Consider the following 20329-nt stretch of genomic DNA (forward strand, 5'->3'; position numbering starts at 1 on the left):
GATGATTGAAGCAGACCGCCTGGTATCGGCAGGCACTATTCAGCCAGATGATGTGGTGGATCGCGCGATCCGTCCCAAACTGCTGGATGAGTACATCGGCCAGCCGCAGGTTCGTTCTCAGATGGAGATTTTCATCCAGGCGGCAAAGCTGCGCGGCGATGCGCTCGATCACCTGCTGATTTTTGGTCCGCCGGGGCTAGGCAAAACCACCCTGGCGAATATCGTCGCCAACGAAATGGGCGTTAACCTGCGTACCACCTCCGGCCCGGTACTGGAGAAAGCAGGGGACCTGGCGGCGATGCTGACCAACCTCGAACCGCATGACGTGCTGTTTATCGACGAGATCCACCGCCTGTCGCCGGTGGTGGAGGAAGTGCTCTATCCGGCAATGGAGGATTACCAGCTGGATATCATGATCGGTGAAGGCCCGGCCGCGCGCTCGATCAAAATCGATCTGCCACCGTTTACCCTGATTGGCGCCACGACGCGCGCCGGCTCGCTGACCTCACCGCTACGCGACCGTTTTGGTATCGTGCAGCGTCTTGAGTTTTATCAGGTGCCCGACCTTCAGCATATTGTGGGGCGCAGCGCGCGCTACATGGGGCTGGATATGAGCGAAGAGGGGGCGTTTGAAGTAGCGAAGCGCTCCCGCGGTACGCCGCGTATCGCCAACCGCCTGCTGCGCCGGGTGCGTGACTTTGCCGAGGTGAAGCACGACGGCACTATATCGGCCGAGATTGCTGCCCAGGCGCTGGATATGCTGAACGTCGATGCCGAAGGCTTTGACTATATGGACCGTAAGCTGCTGCTGGCGGTGCTGGATAAGTTCTTTGGCGGGCCGGTAGGGCTGGATAACCTGGCGGCGGCAATTGGCGAAGAGCGTGAGACTATCGAGGACGTGCTGGAGCCGTATCTGATCCAGCAGGGCTTTTTGCAGCGTACCCCGCGTGGTCGTATGGCGACGGTGCGGGCGTGGAACCATTTCGGCATTACGCCACCGGCAATGCCGTAATGCATTGTTCCCTCTCCCTGTGGGAGAGGGCCAGGGTGAGGGCATCAGCGCCCTCGATGTTAATTTGCAGTCTTCTTCATCATACTGAAAATAAACAACACCGCCGCGCACAATACCACCGACGGCCCTGCTGGCGTGTCATAAAACGCCGAGAAGGTTAACCCGCCCGTCACCGCAATCATTCCGATAATCACCGCGATACCGGCCATCTGCTCCGGCGTACGCGCAAAACGGCGCGCCGTGGCGGCAGGGATTATCAGCAGCGACGTGATGATCAGCGCGCCAACAAACTTCATCGCCACGCCGATGGTTAACGCCGTCACCAGCATCAACAGCAACTTCACGCGCTGAAGCTTCACGCCATCGACAAAGGCCAGATCCGGGCTGACGGTCATAGCCAGTAAATTCCGCCACTGCCACAGCAGGATCCCGAGCACCACCGCCACGCCAATGGCAATGGAAATGAGATCTTCGGGCGTGACGGCCAGCAGATCGCCAAACAGGTAGGCCATCAGGTCCACGCGGATGTTTGACATCAGGCTCACCACCACCAGGCCCAGCGACAGGGCGCTGTGCGCCATAATGCCGAGCAGGGTATCAATTGCCAGGTGAGGGCGTTTTTCCAGCCAGACCAGACCGGCAGCCAGCAGCAGCGTGACGACAATCACCGCATAAAACGGGTTCACGTCCAGTAACAAACCAAACGCGACACCCAGCAATGAAGCATGGGCCAGCGTATCGCCGAAATAGGACATTCTGCGCCAGACGACAAACGAGCCGAGTGGACCCGCGGCGCAGGCAAGCATAATCCCGGCCAGCCAGCCGGGCAGTAACAGTTCAATCATGAGTGTCCATTTCCCCGACGCAGGACAATTCGTCCCTGTAAATCATGGCGGTGATTGTGATTATGACGATAGATGCCCAGCTGTTCGGCGCCGCGATGGCCAAACATAGAGATAAATTCCGGATGCATTGACACCACTTCCGGCGTGCCGGAACAACAAATGTGATGGTTCAGGCACAGCACTTCGTCGGTTTTGGCCATCACCAGATGCAGATCATGGGACACCATCAGCACCGCGCAGTTTAGCTCCCGACGGAGCTGGTCAATCAGATCGTACAGCGCAACCTGGCCGTTGACGTCAACACCCTGCGTCGGCTCGTCCAGGACCAGCAGCTGAGGGCTGCTGAGCAGGGCGCGGGCAAGCAATACGCGCTGGGTTTCACCGCCCGACAGCTTTTGCAAGGGCGCCTCAACAAGATGTCCCGCCTGAACGCGTTTCAGCGCCGGGAGGATATCCGCTTTACGCGTACCGGGGCGGAGGCGCAGGAAGCGGCTCACCGTCAGGGGGAGGGTGGCATCGAGGTGTAATTTTTGCGGCACATAGCCGATACGCAACTTGTCTTGGCGGACGATAACACCTGCGTCAGGGGCTACCAGGCCTAATACGACGCGTACCAGCGTCGACTTGCCTGCACCGTTAGGGCCGAGCAGCGTGAGTATTTTGCCGGGCTTCAGATTCAGCGACACGTCAGAAAGGACGCGGCGCTGGCCGAATGAGACCGAAACATTTTCAAGAGAAACTAAAGTCGTCATGTCAATTTAAGCTTGCAGAAGTCATCGAATGTTATAATATCACATTCCACGCATTCATTACGATGATTAGTCGCATTATGTTACAGAAAAATACGCTTCTTTTCGCAGCTTTATCCGCTGCTCTTTGGGGTACAACAGCACAAGATGTTAACGCCGCCGTTGTCGCTTCGCTTAAACCGCTTGGATTTATCGCCTCCGCCATCGCGGATGGGGTCACCGAGACCCAGGTTCTGCTGCCTGACGGGGCTTCCGAGCATGATTATTCCCTGCGGCCATCTGATGTAAAACGCTTACAGAACGCGGACTTAGTCGTCTGGATTGGTCCTGAGATGGAAGCGTTCATGCAGAAGTCAGCCAGACAGCTTCCGGCTGAGAAACAGGTGACGATTGCCGGGCTGTCCGGCGTGAAACCGTTGCTGATGAAAGGGGCTGAGGACGAGGGTGACGAACACGACCACGACCATGCTCACGGTGAAAAAGGTGACGACCATCACCATCATGGCGAATACAACATGCATCTCTGGCTCTCCCCAGAGATAGCGCGGCTTACAGCGGTTGCAATCCACGACAAATTAGTGGAACTTATGCCGCAAAGTCGAATCAAACTCGACGCCAACCTGAAGGATTTTGAGGCTCAATTAGCCGCAACCGACAAACAGGTGGGTAACGAGCTCGCACCGCTTAAAGGAAAAGGGTACTTCGTTTTTCATGATGCCTACGGGTATTACGAGAAACATTACGGTCTGACCCCGCTGGGGCATTTTACCGTCAACCCTGAAATTCAGCCTGGTGCGCAGCGTTTACATGAAATCAGAACACAGTTGGTTGAGCAAAAAGCGACATGCGTTTTTGCTGAGCCACAGTTCAGGCCAGCGGTCGTAGAAGCCGTGGCCAGGGGAACATCCGTGCGCATGGGAACCCTTGACCCGCTAGGTACGAACATCCAGTTGAGCAAAGCGAGCTATTCGCAGTTCCTCAGCCAACTGGCGAATCAGTATGCGAGCTGCCTGAAAGGAGATTAACGAGGAAGTGAATACGTGCAACAGATAGCCCGCTCTGTCGCCCTGGCATTTAACAATCTGCCTCGACCCCACCGCGTTATGCTGGGGTCGCTTACAGTTCTCACGTTAGCGGTCGCCGTCTGGCGGCCCTATGTTTACCACCCGAGTTCCGCCCCCATCATCAAAACCATCGAACTGGAGAAGAGCGAAATCCGCTCTCTGCTGCCTGAGGCCAGCGAGCCTATCGATCAGGCTGCTCAGGAAGATGAAGCGATTCCCCAGGATGAGCTGGATGACAAGATCCAGAATGAAGCTGGCATTCATGAATACGTTGTTTCTACTGGCGATACGCTGAGCAGCGTCCTGAACCAGTACGGTATCGACATGGGCAACATCAGCCAGCTCGCCGCATCCGATAAAGAGCTGCGTAACCTGAAAATTGGTCAGCAGCTTTCCTGGACCCTAACGCCCGACGGCGATCTGCAACGTCTGACCTGGGAGATGTCCCGTCGCGAAACCCGCACCTACGATCGCACGGCAAACGGTTTCAAAATGACCAGCGAATTGCAGCAGGGCGACTGGGTTAACAGCGTCATGAAAGGGACCGTCGGCGGCAGCTTTGTTTCCAGCGCACGTGATGCCGGCCTGACCAGCGCTGAAATCAGCTCGGTGATCAAAGCCATGCAGTGGCAGATGGATTTCCGCAAACTGAAAAAAGGCGATCAGTTCTCTGTCCTGATGTCTCGCGAAATGCTGGACGGTAAGCGCGAGCAGAGCCAGCTGGTGGGTGTTCGTCTGCGTTCAGACGGCAAAGACTACTACGCCATTCGCGCGGAAGACGGTAAGTTCTATGACCGCAGCGGTACGGGTCTGGCAAAAGGCTTCCTGCGTTTCCCAACGGCGAAACAGTTCCGCGTCTCCTCCAACTTCAATCCGCGTCGTCTGAACCCGGTAACTGGCCGCGTAGCGCCGCACCGTGGCGTTGACTTCGCCATGCCGCAGGGCACGCCAGTGCTGGCGGTAGGGGATGGTGAAGTGGTCATGGCGAAACGCAGCGGTGCTGCTGGCTATTACGTTGCTATTCGTCACGGTCGTACGTACACCACCCGCTACATGCACCTGCGTAAACTGCTGGTCAAACCGGGCCAGAAGGTGAAACGTGGCGATCGCATCGCGCTGTCCGGTAACACCGGCCGGTCGACGGGCCCGCACCTGCACTACGAAGTGTGGATCAACCAGCAGGCGGTCAACCCGCTGACGGCGAAACTGCCGCGCACCGAAGGGCTGACCGGGAAAGATCGCAAAGATTACCTGGCGCAGGTGAAAGAGGTGATGCCGCAGCTGCGCTTCGACTAAGCTCTCCTGATTTAAAAAGCCGGCGTCAGTATGCGCCGGCTTTTTCTTTTGTGCGCGGGCAGCAGCCTCGCTACACTATCCGCATATATTTTTGCGTCACCAGACCCTGGAACCCGCATGGAAACCAAAAAAAACAATATTGAGTACATTCCCGAGTTTGAAAAATCTTTTCGCCACCCGCGTAACTGGGGCGCCTGGATTGGCGTATACGCGTTTGCTGGCATGGCGTTGCTACCTGCTTCACTCCGCGATCCGGTGCTCGGTAAAGTGGGGCGCCTGGCAGGGCGCTTAGGTAAAAGTGCGCGCCGCCGCGCGCAAATAAACCTGTTGTACTGTTTCCCGGATAAAAGCGACGCCGAACGCGAAGCAATCATTGATGACATGTATACCACCGCGCCACAGGCCATGGCGATGATGGCGGAACTGGCGCTGAAAGGGCCGGAGAAGATCGTCGAACGCGTTGACTGGCAAGGGCTGGAGATCATCGACGAGATGCGTCGCAATGATGAAAAGGTGATTTTCCTGGTGCCGCACGGCTGGGGGGTCGACATTCCGGCGATGTTGATGGCGTCGCAGGGCCAGAAAATGGCGGCGATGTTCCATAATCAGGGAAACAAAATCTACGATTTCGTCTGGAATACCGTGCGCCGTCGCTTTGGCGGACGTTTGCATGCCCGAAACGATGGCATTAAGCCTTTCATTCAGTCGGTACGTCAGGGTTACTGGGGCTACTATCTGCCCGATCAGGACCACGGCCCTGAGCACAGCGAGTTTGTCGATTTCTTCGCAACCTATAAAGCCACGCTACCTGCGATTGGACGTCTGATGAAAGTCTGCCGCGCCCGCGTGATCCCACTGTTCCCGACTTATGACGGTAAAACGCATCGCCTGAGCATTGAGGTACGTCCGCCGATGGACGATCTGCTGACCGCAGACGATCACACCATCGCACGCCGCATGAATGAAGAGGTGGAAGTGCTGGTGGGGCCGCATAAGGAGCAATATACGTGGATCCTGAAGCTGCTCAAAACGCGTAAACCTGGCGAAACAGAGCCGTACAAGCGTAAAGAGCTTTTCCCGAAGAAATAGGAAACCTTCACCCCTCTCCCCTTAGGGGAGAGGGGATCGGAGCTTACTCTACGGTCAGTACGCGAGTGGTATTGGTTGAGCCGATGGTGCTCATCACGTCACCCTGCGTCACGATAACGATATCACCGGATACCAGATAACCTTTGTCGCGCAGCAGGTTCACGGCATCGTGCGCGGCGGCCACGCCGTCGTTGGTGCTGTCGAAGTATACTGGCGTCACGCCGCGATACAGCGCCGTCAGGTTCAGCGTACGCTCGTGACGGGACATGGCGAAGATCGGCAGACCGGAGCTGATACGGGACGTCATTAGCGCGGTACGGCCAGATTCGGTCATGGTGATGATCGCCGTGACCCCTTTCAGGTGGTTGGCTGCGTACATCGCGGACATCGCAATCGCTTCTTCCACATTGTCGAACTGGATATCCAGGCGGTGCTTGGAGACGTTAATACTTGGGATCTTCTCCGCACCCAGGCAGACGCGCGCCATGGCGGCCACGGTTTCCGCCGGATACTGGCCCGCTGCGGTTTCCGCTGACAGCATCACCGCATCGGTACCATCCAGCACGGCGTTCGCCACGTCCATGACTTCCGCACGGGTCGGCATTGGATTGGTGATCATGGATTCCATCATCTGGGTGGCGGTGATCACCGCCCGGTTCAGCTGACGCGCGCGACGGATCAGCGCTTTCTGGATACCGACCAGTTCAGGGTCGCCAATTTCCACGCCCAGGTCACCACGGGCAACCATCACCACGTCAGACGCCAGGATCACGTCGTCCATCGCGTCCTGATCGCAGACCGCTTCAGCGCGTTCCACTTTCGCAACGATTTTCGCATCGCAGCCTGCATCGCGCGCCAGGCGGCGAGCATAGTTCAGATCTTCGCCGCAGCGCGGGAAGGAGACGGCCAGATAATCCACGCCGATCTGCGCTGCGGTCACGATATCCGCTTTGTCTTTATCGGTCAGCGCTTCGGCAGACAGGCCACCACCGAGTTTGTTGATGCCTTTGTTGTTGGAGAGCGGGCCGCCGACGGTCACTTCGGTGAACACCTTCATACCCTGAACTTCCAGCACTTTCAGCTGTACGCGTCCGTCGTCCAGCAGCAGGATGTCGCCAGGCACAACGTCAGCAGGCAGACCTTTGTAGTCGATACCCACTTTTTCCTTATCGCCTTCGCCTTTGCTCAGGTTGGCATCCAGCAGGAATTTATCGCCGATGTTGAGGAAGACTTTGCCTTCTTTAAAGGTCGATACGCGGATTTTTGGACCTTGCAGGTCACCGAGGATAGCAACATGGCGGCCCAGTTTAGCTGCGATTTCACGCACTTTGTCGGCACGTAATTTATGGTCTTCTGGCGTACCGTGAGAGAAGTTCATGCGCACCACGTTGGCACCCGCGGCGATAATCTTTTCGAGGTTATTATCGCGGTCGGTGGCCGGGCCTAAGGTGGTGACGATCTTGGTTCTGCGAAGCCTTCTGGACATGTAATACTCCGTTGACTGAAACAACTTTGGTGTTGCGTGAACATAGAATCGGCCTTCATCTATCGCAAGGCAGTAGCGAGGGGACCGAATGCCGTAAATCGTACATCGTAGTTATTAGGGAACATCGCTCTTTATAAGCAATTCTTTATCAAAACGCGATTCTTTCAGGGCTTCCTTGACCCGCTTCAAGTTATCCCGGAATTTTGCGCCCCGGCGTAAGGTAAAACCGGTCGCCAGCACGTCGATGACCGTCAACTGCGCCAGGCGGGAGACCATCGGCATGTACATGTCGGTGTCCTCCGGTACGTCCAGGGTAATGGCGAGCGTCGCTTCCCGGGCCAGCGGCGTACCTGCCGTCGTCAGGGCGATGACCATCGCATCGTTGTCACGCGCGAGCTGCGCCAGCTCCACCTGGCTCTTGGTGCGGCCCGTATGGGAGATGAGTACCACGACATCATCTTCACTACAATTCATACAGCTCATGCGTTGCAGCACAATGTCATCGGAGTAAATCACCGGCACGTTAAAGCGAAAGAACTTATTCATGGCGTCATGCGCCACGGCGGCGGACGAGCCAAGGCCAAAGAAGGCAATCCGTTTGGCCTGCGTAAGAAGATCGACCGCGCGATTCACTGAACTCATGTCCAGAGACTGGCGAACGTGGTCGAGCGTGGCCATAGCCGATTCAAATATTTTTGCGGTGTAAGCATCAACGCTGTCGTCTTCATCGACATTGCGATTAACATACGGGGTGCCGTTTGCCAGACTCTGAGCCAGATGCAGTTTAAAATCAGGAAAGCCGCGCGTGTCCAGACTACGACAGAATCGATTGACCGTCGGTTCGCTGACGCCCGATTCCTGTGCCAGAGCGGCGATGCTTGAATGAATCGCCTGAGCGGGCGCGGCGAGAATAACTTCAGCCACTTTGCGCTCGGATTTGCTAAGGTGTTCCAGTTGAAACTGGATTTTTTCCAGCATGTTCATTGTTAACAAGACGCTCATGAGGGCATAAACGATTTCATAAAGAGATGAAACCTTGATTCGATTTAGCCGATATTACCCCCGGGACTCCCGAAAGGGTAATCGTCGACAAGAAATGTTGTTGTTTTTTTTCATTACTTGATCGACGTCGGGTTTTGCTCTGACCCTGTTGCGCAAAGAATCGACGTTTGTTGCGTCATCAGACGGGCGTAATGGCCCAGGCGACGAAAAATCACCGTATCGCACGCGACGTTAAGCGCTAATGGTTTCAGGAAACGCGTAAAAGCAGTACAGTGCATTGTAATAAAATTACAACGATACCTGGCAGAGTACCAGGCGATCTAACTGAGGAGAATGACATGGCGGTAACGCAAACAGCCCAGGCATGTGACCTGGTCATTTTCGGCGCGAAAGGCGATCTTGCACGCCGAAAATTGCTGCCTTCCCTGTATCAGCTCGAAAAAGCGGGCCAGATCCATCCCGACACCCGAATCCTTGGGGTAGGGCGCGCCGACTGGGATAAGGAGGCTTATACCAAAGTCGTGCGCGAGGCGCTCGAAACGTTCATGAAAGAGAAAATCGATGAAAGCCTTTGGGATAAGCTGAGCGGGCGTCTCGATTTCTGCAACCTGGACGTCAACGATGTAGCCGCCTTTACCCGTCTGGGTGAAATGCTTGACCAGGAAAATCGTGTCACTATTAACTATTTCGCCATGCCGCCAAGCACCTTTGGCGCCATCTGCAAAGGTCTGGGCGAAGCGAAGCTGAACGCCAAACCGGCGCGCGTGGTGATGGAGAAACCGCTGGGTACGTCGCTGGCGACCTCGCGTGAAATCAACGACCAGGTGGGCGAGTTCTTTGAGGAGTGTCAGGTTTACCGTATTGACCACTATCTGGGCAAAGAGACGGTACTGAACCTGCTGGCGCTGCGTTTTGCCAACTCCCTGTTCGTGAACAACTGGGACAACCGCACTATCGACCACGTGGAAATTACCGTGGCGGAAGAGGTGGGCATCGAAGGCCGTTGGGGCTACTTCGACCAGGCTGGCCAGATGCGTGACATGATCCAGAACCACCTGCTGCAAATTCTGTGCATGATTGCCATGTCTCCACCGTCAGATCTGACGGCCGACAGCATTCGTGATGCCAAAGTGAAAGTGCTGAAATCACTGCGCCGTATTGACCGCTCCAACGTGCGTGAGAAAACCGTGCGCGGCCAGTACACCGCAGGTTTTGCCCAGGGGAAAAAAGTTCCAGGCTATCTGGAAGAAGAGGGCGCGAACAAGTCCAGCAACACCGAGACGTTTGTGGCGATCCGCGTGGATATCGACGACTGGCGCTGGGCCGGTGTGCCGTTCTACCTCCGTACCGGGAAACGTCTGCCGGCAAAATGCTCCGAAGTGGTGGTCTACTTCAAAAATCCGGAACTGAACCTGTTCAAAGAATCCTGGCAGGAACTGCCGCAGAACAAACTGACCATCCGTCTGCAACCGGACGAGGGTGTGGATATTCAGATCCTGAACAAAGTGCCGGGTCTTGATCACAAACACAACCTGCAAACCACCAAGCTCGACCTGAGCTACTCTGAAACCTTCAACCAGACGCATCTCGCCGATGCTTACGAGCGTCTGCTGCTGGAAACCATGCGTGGTATCCAGGCGCTGTTCGTCCGCCGCGATGAAGTGGAAGAGGCGTGGAAGTGGGTCGACTCCATCACCGAAGCGTGGGCAGCCGATCAGGACGCGCCAAAACCGTATCAGGCGGGAACATGGGGACCTGTCGCCTCCGTTGCGATGATCACCCGTGATGGACGCTCCTGGAACGAGTTCGAATAACCCCCCTTTCTAGCCCAAAGGTGTTATTTTACCGGTAACATGATCTAACACAGCAAGTGGCATAATTTTTATCTTTTAAGCTCCGCGTGGATTCACCCGCGGAGCTTTTTTTATTACACTCCCTTCAGACATTTTGCCCCTGCGCTCCGGATAACAGGCGTTTCAGCGTTGTTAACAACCGTCAGAAACTGTGTAAACTCCCGAGCCTGGACAGATAAATTAGAGGAGCTTTTATGAATCCGACATTGTTACGCGTAACACAGCGCATCGTTGAACGCTCGAAAGAGACCCGTGCTGCCTACCTTGCCCGCATCGAACAGGCGAAGAGTGAAACTGTCCATCGCTCTCAGCTGGCCTGCGGGAATCTGGCCCACGGCTTTGCGGCCTGCCAGCCTGGTGATAAAGACGCGCTGAAAAGCATGTTGCGTAACAATATCGCCATCATTACCTCCTATAACGACATGCTTTCAGCCCACCAGCCGTATGAGGTCTACCCGTCTATCATCCGCAATGCGCTGCACAGCGTGAACGCGGTGGGCCAGGTTGCAGGCGGCGTGCCGGCCATGTGTGATGGCGTAACCCAGGGCCAGGACGGTATGGAGTTGTCCCTGCTGAGCCGCGAAGTGATCGCCATGTCAGCGGCAGTGGGCCTGTCTCACAATATGTTTGATGGCGCGCTCTATCTGGGCGTGTGCGACAAAATCGTCCCGGGGCTGGTGATGGCCGCGCTGTCGTTTGGCCATCTGCCAGCGATTTTTGTGCCGTCAGGCCCGATGGCTAGCGGTCTGCCAAATAAGGAAAAAGTCCGTATCCGCCAGCTGTATGCCGAAGGAAAAGCGGACCGTCAGGCGCTGCTGGAAGCGGAAGCCGCGTCCTATCACGCGCCGGGCACCTGTACGTTCTACGGTACGGCCAACACCAACCAGATGGTGGTAGAGTTTATGGGGATGCAGCTGCCGGGCTCGTCGTTCATCCAGCCAGATGCGCCACTGCGTAAAGCGCTGACCGAAGCCGCAGCCCGTCAGGTGACGCGCCTGACCGGTAACGGCAACGAGTGGATGCCAATGGGCAAAATGGTGGATGAAAAAGTCATCGTCAACGGGATTGTCGCCCTGCTGGCGACCGGCGGTTCAACCAACCATACCATGCACCTTGTTGCGATGGCGCGCGCGGCGGGCATTCTGATCAACTGGGATGACTTCTCCGAAATCTCCTCCGTGGTACCGCTGATGGCGCGTCTGTACCCGAACGGTCCGGCGGACATCAACCACTTCCAGGCCGCGGGCGGCGTGCCGGTACTAATGCGCGAGCTGCTGAAAGGCGGCCTGCTGCATGAGGATGTCAACACGGTGGCGGGCTTTGGCCTGCATCGCTATACCCTTGAACCCTGGCTGAACAACGGTGAGCTGGACTGGCGCGAAGGGGCGAGCGCTTCGCTCGATCCTCAGGTTATCGCAACCTTCGAACAGCCGTTCTCTCCTCACGGCGGTACCAAAGTGCTGAGCGGTAACCTTGGACGTGCCGTGATGAAAACTTCTGCCGTGCCGGAAGAGAATCAGGTGATTGAAGCCCCGGCGGTGGTGTTTGAAAGCCAGCACGACGTTTTACCTGCCTTTGACGCGGGTCTGCTTGATAAAGACTGTGTGGTCGTGGTGCGTCATCAGGGACCAAAAGCGAACGGGATGCCAGAATTACATAAACTTATGCCGCCGCTTGGTGTATTATTGGACCGCCGTTTCAAAATTGCGCTGGTAACCGATGGACGCCTCTCGGGGGCATCCGGTAAAGTGCCTTCAGCGATTCATGTCACCCCGGAAGCCTACGACGGCGGCCTGCTGGCGAAAGTGCGTGATGGTGACATGATTCGCGTTAACGGTCAGACAGGCGAGTTAACCCTGCTGGTGGATGAAGCAGAGCTGGCGGCGCGTCAGCCACATATTCCTGACCTGAGCGCGTCACGCGTGGGTACCGGACGCGAAATGTTTGGTGCGTTGCGTGAGAAACTCTCCGGTGCGGAGCAGGGCGCAACCTGTATTACGTTTTAAGACGACTTGATTTTAACGATCTGGCGAGAGAAAACTCTGATGAAAAACTGGAAAACAAGTGCAGAAGCAATCCTGACCACTGGCCCTGTCGTGCCGGTTATTGTGGTAAACAAACTGGAGCATGCTGTCCCAATGGCGAAGGCGCTGGTTGCGGGTGGCGTTCGCGTTCTGGAAGTGACCCTGCGTACGGCCTGTGCGATGGATGCGATCCGTGCTATCGCCAAAGAAGTGCCGGAAGCGATCATCGGTGCAGGTACGGTTCTGAATGCGCAGCAGCTGGCGGAAGTGACCGAAGCGGGCGCACAGTTTGCCATTAGCCCGGGGCTGACTGAGCCCCTGCTGAAAGCCGCAACCGAAGGTTCTATTCCGCTGATCCCGGGTATCAGCACCGTTTCTGAACTGATGCTGGGCATGGACTACGGTCTGAAGGAGTTTAAATTCTTCCCGGCTGAAGCGAACGGCGGCACCAAAGCGTTGCAGGCGATTGCGGGCCCATTCTCCCAGGTGCGTTTCTGCCCAACGGGCGGCATCTCTCCGGCCAACTACCGTGACTACCTGGCGCTGAAAAGCGTGCTGTGCATCGGCGGCTCCTGGCTGGTTCCGGCGGATGCGCTGGAAGCAGGCGACTGGGATCGCATCACTAAGCTGGCTCGCGAAGCGGTAGAAGGCGCGAAACAGTAAGTTTGTTTGCCGGGTAGCGGCTGCGCCTTACCCGGCCTGCCAGACAGTTATAACGGGCCTTTCGGCCCATTTTTTTATCCTGCTACGCTGACGTTCGCAGCCGCTTTTTTCGCTCTGGCGACGGCTTCGTCCACGTTTTCACCGGTTGCTAATGCCACGCCCAGACGACGGCTTCCGTCGATCTCCGGTTTGCCGAACAGCCGGACCTGCAAGCCTGCGCCAACCGCACCTTCGATGTTATCAAAGGTGATATTCTGGCTGGTCAGCTGCGGCAGGATCACCGCCGAGGCTGCCGGGCCGTACTGACGGATGCCGCCAACCGGCAGGCCGAGGAAAGCGCGTACGTGCAGCGCGAACTCGGAGAGATCCTGTGAAATCAGCGTTACCATCCCGGTATCGTGCGGACGAGGGGAGACTTCACTGAAGATCACCTCGTCGCCGCAAACAAACAATTCCACGCCGAACAGGCCGTAGCCGCCCAGCGCCAGCACCGTCTTGCGGGCGATCTCCTGCGCGCGTGCCAGCGCCAGCGCGCTCATCTGCTGCGGCTGCCAGGATTCACGATAATCGCCGTCTTCCTGGCGATGACCAATCGGGTCGCAGAAATAAACGCCATCCACGGCGCTGACGGTGAGCAGGGTAATTTCAAAATCAAACTTCACCACGCCTTCCACGATGACGCGCCCGGCCCCGGCTCGGCCGCCCTGCTGGGCATAGTCCCAGGCTTTGTCCAGCGTGCTGCTGTCGCGGATAAAGCTCTGCCCTTTGCCGGAGGAGCTCATTACCGGCTTAATGATGCACGGGTAGCCAATCTCCTCTACGGCCTGGAGAAACGCAGCTTTATCCCCGGCAAAACGGTAGCTGGAGGTCGGGAGCTGTAATTCTTCTGCCGCCAGGCGACGAATGCCTTCCCGGTTCATGGTCAGTTTTGCCGCAGTGGCGCAGGGGACCACGCGCTGGCCTTCCTGTTCAAGGGCAACCAGCATCTCAGTGGCAATGGCCTCAATTTCAGGTACCACGAAATCCGGTTTTTCGTCGGCAATTAACCCCCGCAGGGCATTACCATCAAGCATATCGATGACGTGCGAGCGATGCGCGACGTGCATGGCGGGCGCATTCGCGTAACGGTCCACCGCAATCACTTCCACACCCAAACGCTGGCATTCAATGGCCACTTCTTTACCCAGTTCACCCGATCCCAACAGCATGACGCGCGTCGCGGCGGGACGCAGCGCGGTTCCTAAACGAGTCATAAAAATCCCCCTGAAAAAGATGCGGGCAGTATAAACGAAAACGTTTGCGTCTGTCTTGTATGGGGATAACCGGACAGGGGGGAAATTTGCGCTTCTTTAGTACTGACAGACATTTCCTGACACCCGCTCGCTTAGGCTGTGAAGGTTACGCACTGTTACGTGAGGAAAAATATGTCAGGCTGGATGAATCAACTGCAATCCCTGTTGGGACAAAAAGGCTCGTCGTCGGGCGAGCAGGGTCTGAGCAAGCTGCTGGTGCCGGGTGCGCTCGGCGGGCTGGCCGGTTTGCTGGTTGCCAATAAATCATCGCGGAAACTGCTTACCAAATACGGTACCGGCGCGCTGCTGGCGGGCGGAGGGGCTATTGCAGGCTCCGTCTTATGGAACAAATACAAAGACAAGGTGCGCAGCGCGCATCAGGATGAACCGCAGTACGGGAAGCAGGTATCGCCGTTAGATTTACGCACCGAGCGGCTGATCCTCGCTCTGGTCTTTGCGGCCAAGAGCGACGGGCATATTGATGCCAGTGAACGTGCCGCAATTGAACAGCAGATGCGGGAAGCGGGCGTTGAGGAGCAGGGCAGGGCGCTGGTGGCGCAGGCCATTGAACAGCCGCTCGATCCGCAGCGTCTGGCGCAAGGCGTGAAAAACGAAGAAGAGGCGCTGGAACTATATTTTCTGAGCTGTGCCGCCATCGATATCGATCACTTTATGGAGCGCAGCTACCTGAACGCCCTGGGCGATGCGCTGAAGATCCCCCAGGACGTTCGCGAGGGGATTGAGCAGGATATTCAGCAGCAGAAGCAGACCCTCGCGGGCTAGAAGGCCATGTTTCGCTTGCATCATACGCGTGTTTTGCCAACCTTATAGGATGTAAAACGAAAAAGTAAGAATGCCATGCCTCCAAAAGCCCGACGTACTCCTTATGCGATCACCACGCATGGCGATACGCGTATCGATAACTACTACTGGCTGCGGGACGATTCACGTTCCCGGCCAGAGGTGCTGGACTATCTGCACGAGGAAAACGACTATGGCCGCCAGGTCATGGCCAGTCAGCAGGCGCTTCAGGATCAGCTCCTGAACGAAATGGTGCAGCGTATCCCCCAGCGTGATGTCTCTGCCCCGTGGTGCAAAAACGGTTATCGCTATCGCCATATTTATGAGCCGGGAAACGAATATCCCATCTACCAGCGCCAGTCTGTGCTGAGCGCCGAGTGGGATGAATGGGAGATCCTGCTGGATGCCAACAAACGTGCTGCCCACAGTGAGTTTTATACGCTGGGCGGCATGTCCATTTCCCCCGATAACGCCATTATGGCGCTGGCTGAGGATTACCTCTCCCGCCGCCAGTACGGTTTGCGTTTCCGCAATCTTGAAACGGGAAACTGGTATCCCGAAATGCTGGATAATGTCTCCCCCGATTTCGTCTGGGGTAACGATTCAGAAACGGTCTACTACGTTAAAAAGCATGTCTCAACGCTGCTGCCTTATCAGGTCTGGCGTCATACGGTGGGGACCGATTCCGCCGACGATGAACTGGTGTATGAGGAAAAAGATGAGACGTTCTATGTCAGCCTGCACAAAACGTCGTCTCGCCACTATGTGATCATTTTCCTCTCCAGCGCCACCACCTCAGAAGTGCTGCTGCTGGATGCAGAGCTGCCGGATGCGCAGCCGCTGTGCTTCCTGCCGCGCCGTAAAGATCATGAGTACAGCCTGGATCACTTCCAGCACAGCTTTTACCTGCGTTCGAACCGCGAGGGCAAAAACTTTGGCCTTTATAAAACCAAAGTGCGTGATGAACGCAAATGGGAGGTGTTAATTCCCGCGCGCGATCAGGTGATGCTGGAGGGGTTCACCCTGTTTACCGACTGGCTGGTGGTGGAAGAGCGTCAGCGCGGACTGACCAGTATCCGCCAAATCAACCGCAAAACCCGCGAAGTGGTGGGCATTGCGTTCGATGACCCGGCTTACGTGACGTGGATCGGCTTTAACCCGGAACCGGAATCGTCCCGACTGCGGTACGGCTATTCGTCGATGACCACCCCGGATACGTTGTTTGAACTGGATATGGACACCGGGCAGCGTCAGGTGATTAAACAGGCGGAGGTTCGGGGGTTTGAGTCGGAAAATTATCGCAGTGAGCACCTGTGGGTGACCGCACGCGACGGCGTCGAAGTCCCTGTGTCGCTCGTCTATCACAAGGCGCACTTCAACAAAGGTAAAAACCCCATCCTCGTCTATGGCTATGGCTCTTATGGATCCAGTATGGACGCCGATTTCAGCAGCAGCAGGCTGAGCCTGCTCGACCGTGGTTTTGTTTATGCGATTGCCCATATTCGCGGCGGCGGCGAGCTGGGTCAGCACTGGTATGAAGACGGAAAATTTCTCAAAAAGAAAAATACCTTTAATGACTACCTTGATGTCTGCGATGCGCTGATCGCGCAGGGTTATGGCGATCCGCAGCTCTGCTTTGGCATGGGGGGCAGCGCCGGGGGTATGCTTATGGGCGCCGTGATCAACCAGCGGCCTGAACTGTTTAAAGGCGTTATCGCCCAGGTGCCGTTTGTGGACGTGGTGACGACCATGCTGGATGAGTCCATTCCGCTGACCACCGGGGAGTTTGAGGAGTGGGGGAACCCGCAGGATGAAACCTATTATCGCTACATGAAAGAGTACAGCCCGTACGATAACGTCGAGGCGAAAGCCTATCCGCATATGCTGGTGACCACCGGCCTGCACGATTCCCAGGTACAGTACTGGGAGCCCGCGAAATGGGTGGCGAAGCTGCGTGAGCTGAAAACTGACGATAATCTGCTGCTGCTGTGTACCGATATGGACTCGGGGCACGGCGGGAAATCAGGGCGATTTAAATCCTATGAAGGGGTGGCGCTGGAGTACGCCTTTTTGATTGGCCTGGCGCAGGATACGCTGCCAGGCCGGGCGGGGACTCAGGCTTCGCCTAAATAATGCTTCAGCGTCAGGCGCAGTTCCGGGCTCATTCTGTCGAGGTTGTTGTACAGCCAGCGCAGATAGCCCGGATCTTTGTCCGCCACTTCCGATACTGGCTTCCCCCGATATTTACCGAACGTAAAGGTGGTCAGTAGTGCGGGGCGCCCGGTAATGGTCGCCATATCGTCTGGCGTCCAGCCGGAAGTGTTCATGATATCAATCAGGAGCGCTGCGGTGATGTAGCAGTCATAGAGGGCACGGTGATGATGCAGCCCTTCCGACGTCCGCACGCTAAGTTTGCGCGACTTATACAGCGCCATATTGCTGTATTTGATCCCCGGCCACAGACGGCGCGCCAGCTTCATGGTGCAAATCCATTCGCCGGGCATCTCCGGCAGCACGCGGCGGTCAAAGCTGGCGTTATGGGCGACATACCACTGGCTACCGTGGTAAAGAGGGATGATCTCTTCAATCCACGGCTTGTCCGCCACCATCGATTCCGTAATGCGATGTATCGCCATCGCCTGCGCACTGATGGGACGATCCGGGCGCACCAGATGGCTCATTGGGTTGACTATCTTTCCGTCAATCACGTCGACAGAAGCGACTTCCACAATTCCACCCTGCAAATCACAGGTTTCGGTATCGATAACGCGCAGCATTGATCGCTCCTGATCCTAAAATGCCTAGCCTAATGGAATGATATCGCCTTGCCAACCCTGTTGGCCTAAAGAACCGGTTAGCAGCAGTTCTCCCTTATCGGCACGTACAATCAGCTGACCTTTTTCATCCCATAGTGCGCTACCGCCTCGCGCGTTCGCCATTAATACCGCGATGGCGTACTTGTGCGCGAAGCGTTGTAACGAACCGATGGATTGCCGCCAGCGATGCTCGCCCACGGCCAGGCTGCTGGTGAACAGCGTTGCCTCCGGGTCCAGCTCCGGGGCGTCAGCCTGGTTATCCACGATGGTTAACCGTTTATCGCCAGGAATAACACCCGCACCGTTGCCCTGCGGATAACGCCGGATGGTCGACAGGTTAGGGGTGAAAAGCGCGAGTCCTTTCTGGCGCTGGCCGTGTTGCTGGAGCGTAATACCAGCAATCACCGTGATGAAACGTGACTGGGCGGCATGAAGGAGGGGGGCAAGCTGCAAATCGTCAGGGGGTGGGGGTAAGGTTGTTCCGACAGGGCCGGTAAGCGAAAGCTCCGGAAAGACGATTAAATCGCACCCATGCCCGGCAGCCTCGGCAATAAAGTGCAGGTGATGTTTTACGTGCTCATCAACACAGTTGTGCCGCGGGGCATACTGAGCCGCGGCAATATTCCATCGTGACATCGTGACTTCCTTATACACTAAGTCGCTGGGATTTTAAGATTACACCTAAACTTATCAGGGTTTTCTTATCCTGCCACATAACGCGTAAGGAAGTGTAACGAGACGTTAAGCTTATTTAACTTTAGGTTCGTACGGCAGGCGCGAGAGATTGACGGAGGCGAGGCGATGCGCAATGAGACGTTCGCGAAACCAGTCGCGCAGATGCGCGGGTTGTTCACGCTCTACCACTTCAGCCACGACGGGCATGTTGTAACGCTCTTTGAATGCGACCCCCGCGGCGGCGAGATCGACATTCACTTTGTCCATCTCGTCCTGAGGAAGGGCGGCCAGGTTAACGTTCATTTCCTTCTCCTTTTTCTGCGGCGGCAACGTTACCGCGATTGTTCAACGATGACAAGGGAGCAAAGGATGTTCCTCGACTCGTTAATTATACAGAGTTATTCTTTAGCATTCAGGCATAACGAAAAGGAATGATTGTGATGCATTTTACCCCTTCCCGTGTCGCGTGCGCGCTGGCATTTCTGCTCTCTTCAGCCATCACGCCCTCAGTACTGGCCCATGCGCATCTTAAGCAGCAATCCCCGCAGGAAAATACCGTCGCGGTGGCACCAGAGGTCATTACGCTGAACTTCTCGGAAGGCATTGAGCCAGCCTTCAGCGGCGTGGTGGTGACGGACGCGCAGCAGCACAAGATCCAGACGGGCGCGGTGAAGCGTGACGAGAAGGATAACGCAAAGCTGATTGTTCCTCTTGAGAAACCGTTGACGACCGGCACCTACACGGTGGACTGGCATGTGGTCTCCGTGGATGGCCACAAAACCAAAGGCAGCTATCACTTTAGCGTGAAATAGCATGCTGGCCCTGAGCTACGTCGCGTTACGCTTTATCCATTTTGCTGCGCTGATGCTGCTTTTTGGCAACGCGCTTTACAGCGTCTGGTTTGCGCCGTCTTCGTTGCAGCGTCTCATGACCCGGCGTTTCCAGCGGCAGCAGAAACTCGCGGCCTTAATCAGCCTGATGGCGGCTCTGCTGATGTTCGCCCTGCAAAGTGGCTTGATGGGCAACGGCTGGGGCGATGTCATTCGCCCGGCGGTCTGGCGCAGCGTGCTGGGAACGCAATTTGGCGGCGTCTGGTTATGGCAGATGGTACTGGCCGCGGTGACGGCGGGCGCTGCCTGGCTTACCCCGCAACGCGATGGGGCAGCTGGTGCTGCTGGCGGGCGTGGGACATGCCGCGATGAACGGTGGCGCACCGGGAGCGTTGCATCGTCTCAACCATGCGCTTCACCTGCTCTGCGCCGCGACCTGGGTGGGTGGTTTACTGCCGCTGCTGTTTTGTATGCGTCTGGCGAAAGGCCGCTGGCAGCCAGCCGCTATCTTTACCATGATGCGCTTCTCCCGCGTGGGGCATTACGCCGTGGCAGGCGTGCTGCTGACCGGGATAATCAATACGCTCTTTATTGTTGGCATAAACGTGCCGTGGCAGGCGCCTTATGTCCAGCTGTTGTTGTTCAAATGTGCGCTGGTCATGATGATGGTGGCAATTGCGCTGGCGAATCGGTATTTTCTTGTGCCACGCTTTCGCCCGGAGGCCGGGCGGGAACAACAGATTTTTATCAGGATGACACAGGCAGAGGTGGTGCTGGGCGCGCTGGTACTGGCGGCCGTCAGCCTGTTCGCGACCTGGGAACCCTTCTGACA

General features: G+C 56.5%; 18 protein-coding genes and 1 pseudogene. 11 read left to right on the top strand and 8 right to left on the bottom strand.

The annotated features are described in order from the left end of the window. Window position 1: 1 nt before the first annotated feature. Complete coding sequence (gene ruvB / locus RHN82_RS19395; RefSeq protein ID WP_003859753.1) at window positions 2-1012, top strand: Holliday junction branch migration DNA helicase RuvB; 1011 nt, start codon at window positions 2-4, stop codon at window positions 1010-1012. A 59-nt stretch (window positions 1013-1071) separates the two neighbouring features. Here the strand turns inward: ruvB and znuB are convergent, their stop codons facing one another. Continuing rightward, complete coding sequence (gene znuB, locus RHN82_RS19400) at window positions 1072-1857, bottom strand: zinc ABC transporter permease subunit ZnuB (protein WP_006811034.1); 786 nt, start codon at window positions 1855-1857, stop codon at window positions 1072-1074. After that, the gene (gene znuC / locus RHN82_RS19405; protein WP_017384350.1) at window positions 1854-2609 is read right to left on the bottom strand and encodes a zinc ABC transporter ATP-binding protein ZnuC; all 756 of its coding nucleotides are present in this window, start codon (window positions 2607-2609) and stop codon (window positions 1854-1856) included. The genes znuB and znuC overlap by 4 nt, the downstream gene beginning before the upstream one ends. Before the next feature lie 77 nt (window positions 2610-2686). On the opposite strand from znuC, the gene znuA reads away from it, so the two are divergent. The 3 genes from znuA (at window position 2687) to lpxM (ending at window position 6055) form a co-directional block, all read left to right on the top strand. After that, a complete protein-coding gene (znuA, locus tag RHN82_RS19410) occupies window positions 2687-3631 on the top strand; it encodes a zinc ABC transporter substrate-binding protein ZnuA (protein WP_003859760.1) in 945 nt (314 codons plus the stop codon). Between the two features lie 15 nt (window positions 3632-3646). Then, the gene (gene mepM, locus RHN82_RS19415) at window positions 3647-4966 is read left to right on the top strand and encodes a murein DD-endopeptidase MepM (protein ID WP_003859762.1); all 1320 of its coding nucleotides are present in this window, start codon (window positions 3647-3649) and stop codon (window positions 4964-4966) included. Window positions 4967-5083: 117 nt separating this feature from the next. Beyond that, window positions 5084-6055: a lauroyl-Kdo(2)-lipid IV(A) myristoyltransferase gene (gene lpxM, locus RHN82_RS19420; protein WP_047051605.1), complete on the top strand. Its 972-nt coding sequence runs from the start codon at window positions 5084-5086 to the stop codon at window positions 6053-6055. A 43-nt stretch (window positions 6056-6098) separates the two neighbouring features. Here lpxM and pyk read toward each other — a convergent pair whose 3' ends face one another. Together pyk and RHN82_RS19430 are read right to left on the bottom strand one after the other, a co-directional pair. Next, window positions 6099-7541 (bottom strand): pyruvate kinase, encoded by a 1443-nt coding sequence (gene pyk, locus RHN82_RS19425; protein WP_003859767.1) that lies wholly within the window; start codon window positions 7539-7541, stop codon window positions 6099-6101. A 114-nt stretch (window positions 7542-7655) separates the two neighbouring features. Continuing rightward, the gene (locus RHN82_RS19430) at window positions 7656-8525 is read right to left on the bottom strand and encodes a MurR/RpiR family transcriptional regulator (protein ID WP_003859769.1); all 870 of its coding nucleotides are present in this window, start codon (window positions 8523-8525) and stop codon (window positions 7656-7658) included. A gap of 356 nt (window positions 8526-8881) precedes the next feature. Between RHN82_RS19430 and zwf the strand changes: the two genes are divergently transcribed. The 3 genes from zwf to kdgA all read left to right on the top strand — a co-directional run bounded on the left by zwf (window position 8882) and on the right by kdgA (window position 13083). After that, window positions 8882-10357 (top strand): glucose-6-phosphate dehydrogenase, encoded by a 1476-nt coding sequence (zwf, locus tag RHN82_RS19435; protein WP_045328651.1) that lies wholly within the window; start codon window positions 8882-8884, stop codon window positions 10355-10357. 233 nt (window positions 10358-10590) lie between these two features. Then, the gene (gene edd / locus RHN82_RS19440) at window positions 10591-12402 is read left to right on the top strand and encodes a phosphogluconate dehydratase (RefSeq protein ID WP_047051603.1); all 1812 of its coding nucleotides are present in this window, start codon (window positions 10591-10593) and stop codon (window positions 12400-12402) included. A 39-nt stretch (window positions 12403-12441) separates the two neighbouring features. Then, the gene (kdgA, locus tag RHN82_RS19445) at window positions 12442-13083 is read left to right on the top strand and encodes a bifunctional 4-hydroxy-2-oxoglutarate aldolase/2-dehydro-3-deoxy-phosphogluconate aldolase (protein WP_003859774.1); all 642 of its coding nucleotides are present in this window, start codon (window positions 12442-12444) and stop codon (window positions 13081-13083) included. Window positions 13084-13157: 74 nt separating this feature from the next. Here the strand turns inward: kdgA and purT are convergent, their stop codons facing one another. After that, window positions 13158-14336 (bottom strand): formate-dependent phosphoribosylglycinamide formyltransferase, encoded by a 1179-nt coding sequence (gene purT / locus RHN82_RS19450; RefSeq protein WP_047051602.1) that lies wholly within the window; start codon window positions 14334-14336, stop codon window positions 13158-13160. Window positions 14337-14507: 171 nt separating this feature from the next. Here purT and RHN82_RS19455 point away from each other — a divergent pair, with 171 nt between their 5' ends. Further along, the gene (locus RHN82_RS19455) at window positions 14508-15158 is read left to right on the top strand and encodes a tellurite resistance TerB family protein (RefSeq protein WP_032609515.1); all 651 of its coding nucleotides are present in this window, start codon (window positions 14508-14510) and stop codon (window positions 15156-15158) included. Window positions 15159-15233: 75 nt separating this feature from the next. Continuing rightward, window positions 15234-17309: an oligopeptidase B gene (ptrB, locus tag RHN82_RS19460; RefSeq protein ID WP_047051601.1), complete on the top strand. Its 2076-nt coding sequence runs from the start codon at window positions 15234-15236 to the stop codon at window positions 17307-17309. Here the strand turns inward: ptrB and exoX are convergent. The 3 genes from exoX to RHN82_RS19475 form a co-directional block, all read right to left on the bottom strand. Continuing rightward, window positions 17291-17953, bottom strand: a complete 663-nt coding sequence (gene exoX / locus RHN82_RS19465) for an exodeoxyribonuclease X (RefSeq protein WP_047051600.1) — start codon at window positions 17951-17953, stop codon at window positions 17291-17293. The two genes, ptrB and exoX, sit on opposite strands and share 19 nt — an antisense overlap. A gap of 24 nt (window positions 17954-17977) precedes the next feature. Next, window positions 17978-18628: a carbon-nitrogen hydrolase family protein gene (locus RHN82_RS19470; RefSeq protein ID WP_048982489.1), complete on the bottom strand. Its 651-nt coding sequence runs from the start codon at window positions 18626-18628 to the stop codon at window positions 17978-17980. Between the two features lie 111 nt (window positions 18629-18739). Continuing rightward, the gene (locus RHN82_RS19475; RefSeq protein WP_003859784.1) at window positions 18740-18970 is read right to left on the bottom strand and encodes a DNA polymerase III subunit theta; all 231 of its coding nucleotides are present in this window, start codon (window positions 18968-18970) and stop codon (window positions 18740-18742) included. Window positions 18971-19107: 137 nt separating this feature from the next. Between RHN82_RS19475 and yobA the strand changes: the two genes are divergently transcribed. Beyond that, window positions 19108-19479, top strand: coding sequence for a CopC domain-containing protein YobA (yobA, locus tag RHN82_RS19480; protein ID WP_047051768.1), 372 nt, complete (start codon window positions 19108-19110; stop codon window positions 19477-19479). A 1-nt stretch (window position 19480) separates the two neighbouring features. Next, window positions 19481-20327: pseudogene (gene copD / locus RHN82_RS19485) on the top strand (copper homeostasis membrane protein CopD). Window positions 20328-20329: the final 2 nt, after the last annotated feature.

Source organism: Enterobacter cloacae complex sp. EB5 (genome assembly GCF_031432835.1).
GTDB lineage: Bacteria > Pseudomonadota > Gammaproteobacteria > Enterobacterales > Enterobacteriaceae > Enterobacter > Enterobacter hormaechei_C.

Coding starts and splice junctions, on each gene's coding strand:
- ruvB (WP_003859753.1), top strand. CDS start 2: ATGATTGAAGCAGACCGCCTGGTATCGGCAGGCACTATTCAGCCAGAT.
- znuB (WP_006811034.1), bottom strand. CDS start 1,857: ATGATTGAACTGTTACTGCCCGGCTGGCTGGCCGGGATTATGCTTGCC.
- znuC (WP_017384350.1), bottom strand. CDS start 2,609: ATGACGACTTTAGTTTCTCTTGAAAATGTTTCGGTCTCATTCGGCCAG.
- znuA (WP_003859760.1), top strand. CDS start 2,687: ATGTTACAGAAAAATACGCTTCTTTTCGCAGCTTTATCCGCTGCTCTT.
- lpxM (WP_047051605.1), top strand. CDS start 5,084: ATGGAAACCAAAAAAAACAATATTGAGTACATTCCCGAGTTTGAAAAA.
- pyk (WP_003859767.1), bottom strand. CDS start 7,541: ATGTCCAGAAGGCTTCGCAGAACCAAGATCGTCACCACCTTAGGCCCG.
- RHN82_RS19430 (WP_003859769.1), bottom strand. CDS start 8,525: ATGAACATGCTGGAAAAAATCCAGTTTCAACTGGAACACCTTAGCAAA.
- zwf (WP_045328651.1), top strand. CDS start 8,882: ATGGCGGTAACGCAAACAGCCCAGGCATGTGACCTGGTCATTTTCGGC.
- edd (WP_047051603.1), top strand. CDS start 10,591: ATGAATCCGACATTGTTACGCGTAACACAGCGCATCGTTGAACGCTCG.
- kdgA (WP_003859774.1), top strand. CDS start 12,442: ATGAAAAACTGGAAAACAAGTGCAGAAGCAATCCTGACCACTGGCCCT.
- purT (WP_047051602.1), bottom strand. CDS start 14,336: ATGACTCGTTTAGGAACCGCGCTGCGTCCCGCCGCGACGCGCGTCATG.
- RHN82_RS19455 (WP_032609515.1), top strand. CDS start 14,508: ATGTCAGGCTGGATGAATCAACTGCAATCCCTGTTGGGACAAAAAGGC.
- ptrB (WP_047051601.1), top strand. CDS start 15,234: ATGCCTCCAAAAGCCCGACGTACTCCTTATGCGATCACCACGCATGGC.
- exoX (WP_047051600.1), bottom strand. CDS start 17,953: ATGCTGCGCGTTATCGATACCGAAACCTGTGATTTGCAGGGTGGAATT.
- RHN82_RS19470 (WP_048982489.1), bottom strand. CDS start 18,628: ATGTCACGATGGAATATTGCCGCGGCTCAGTATGCCCCGCGGCACAAC.
- RHN82_RS19475 (WP_003859784.1), bottom strand. CDS start 18,970: ATGAACGTTAACCTGGCCGCCCTTCCTCAGGACGAGATGGACAAAGTG.
- yobA (WP_047051768.1), top strand. CDS start 19,108: ATGCATTTTACCCCTTCCCGTGTCGCGTGCGCGCTGGCATTTCTGCTC.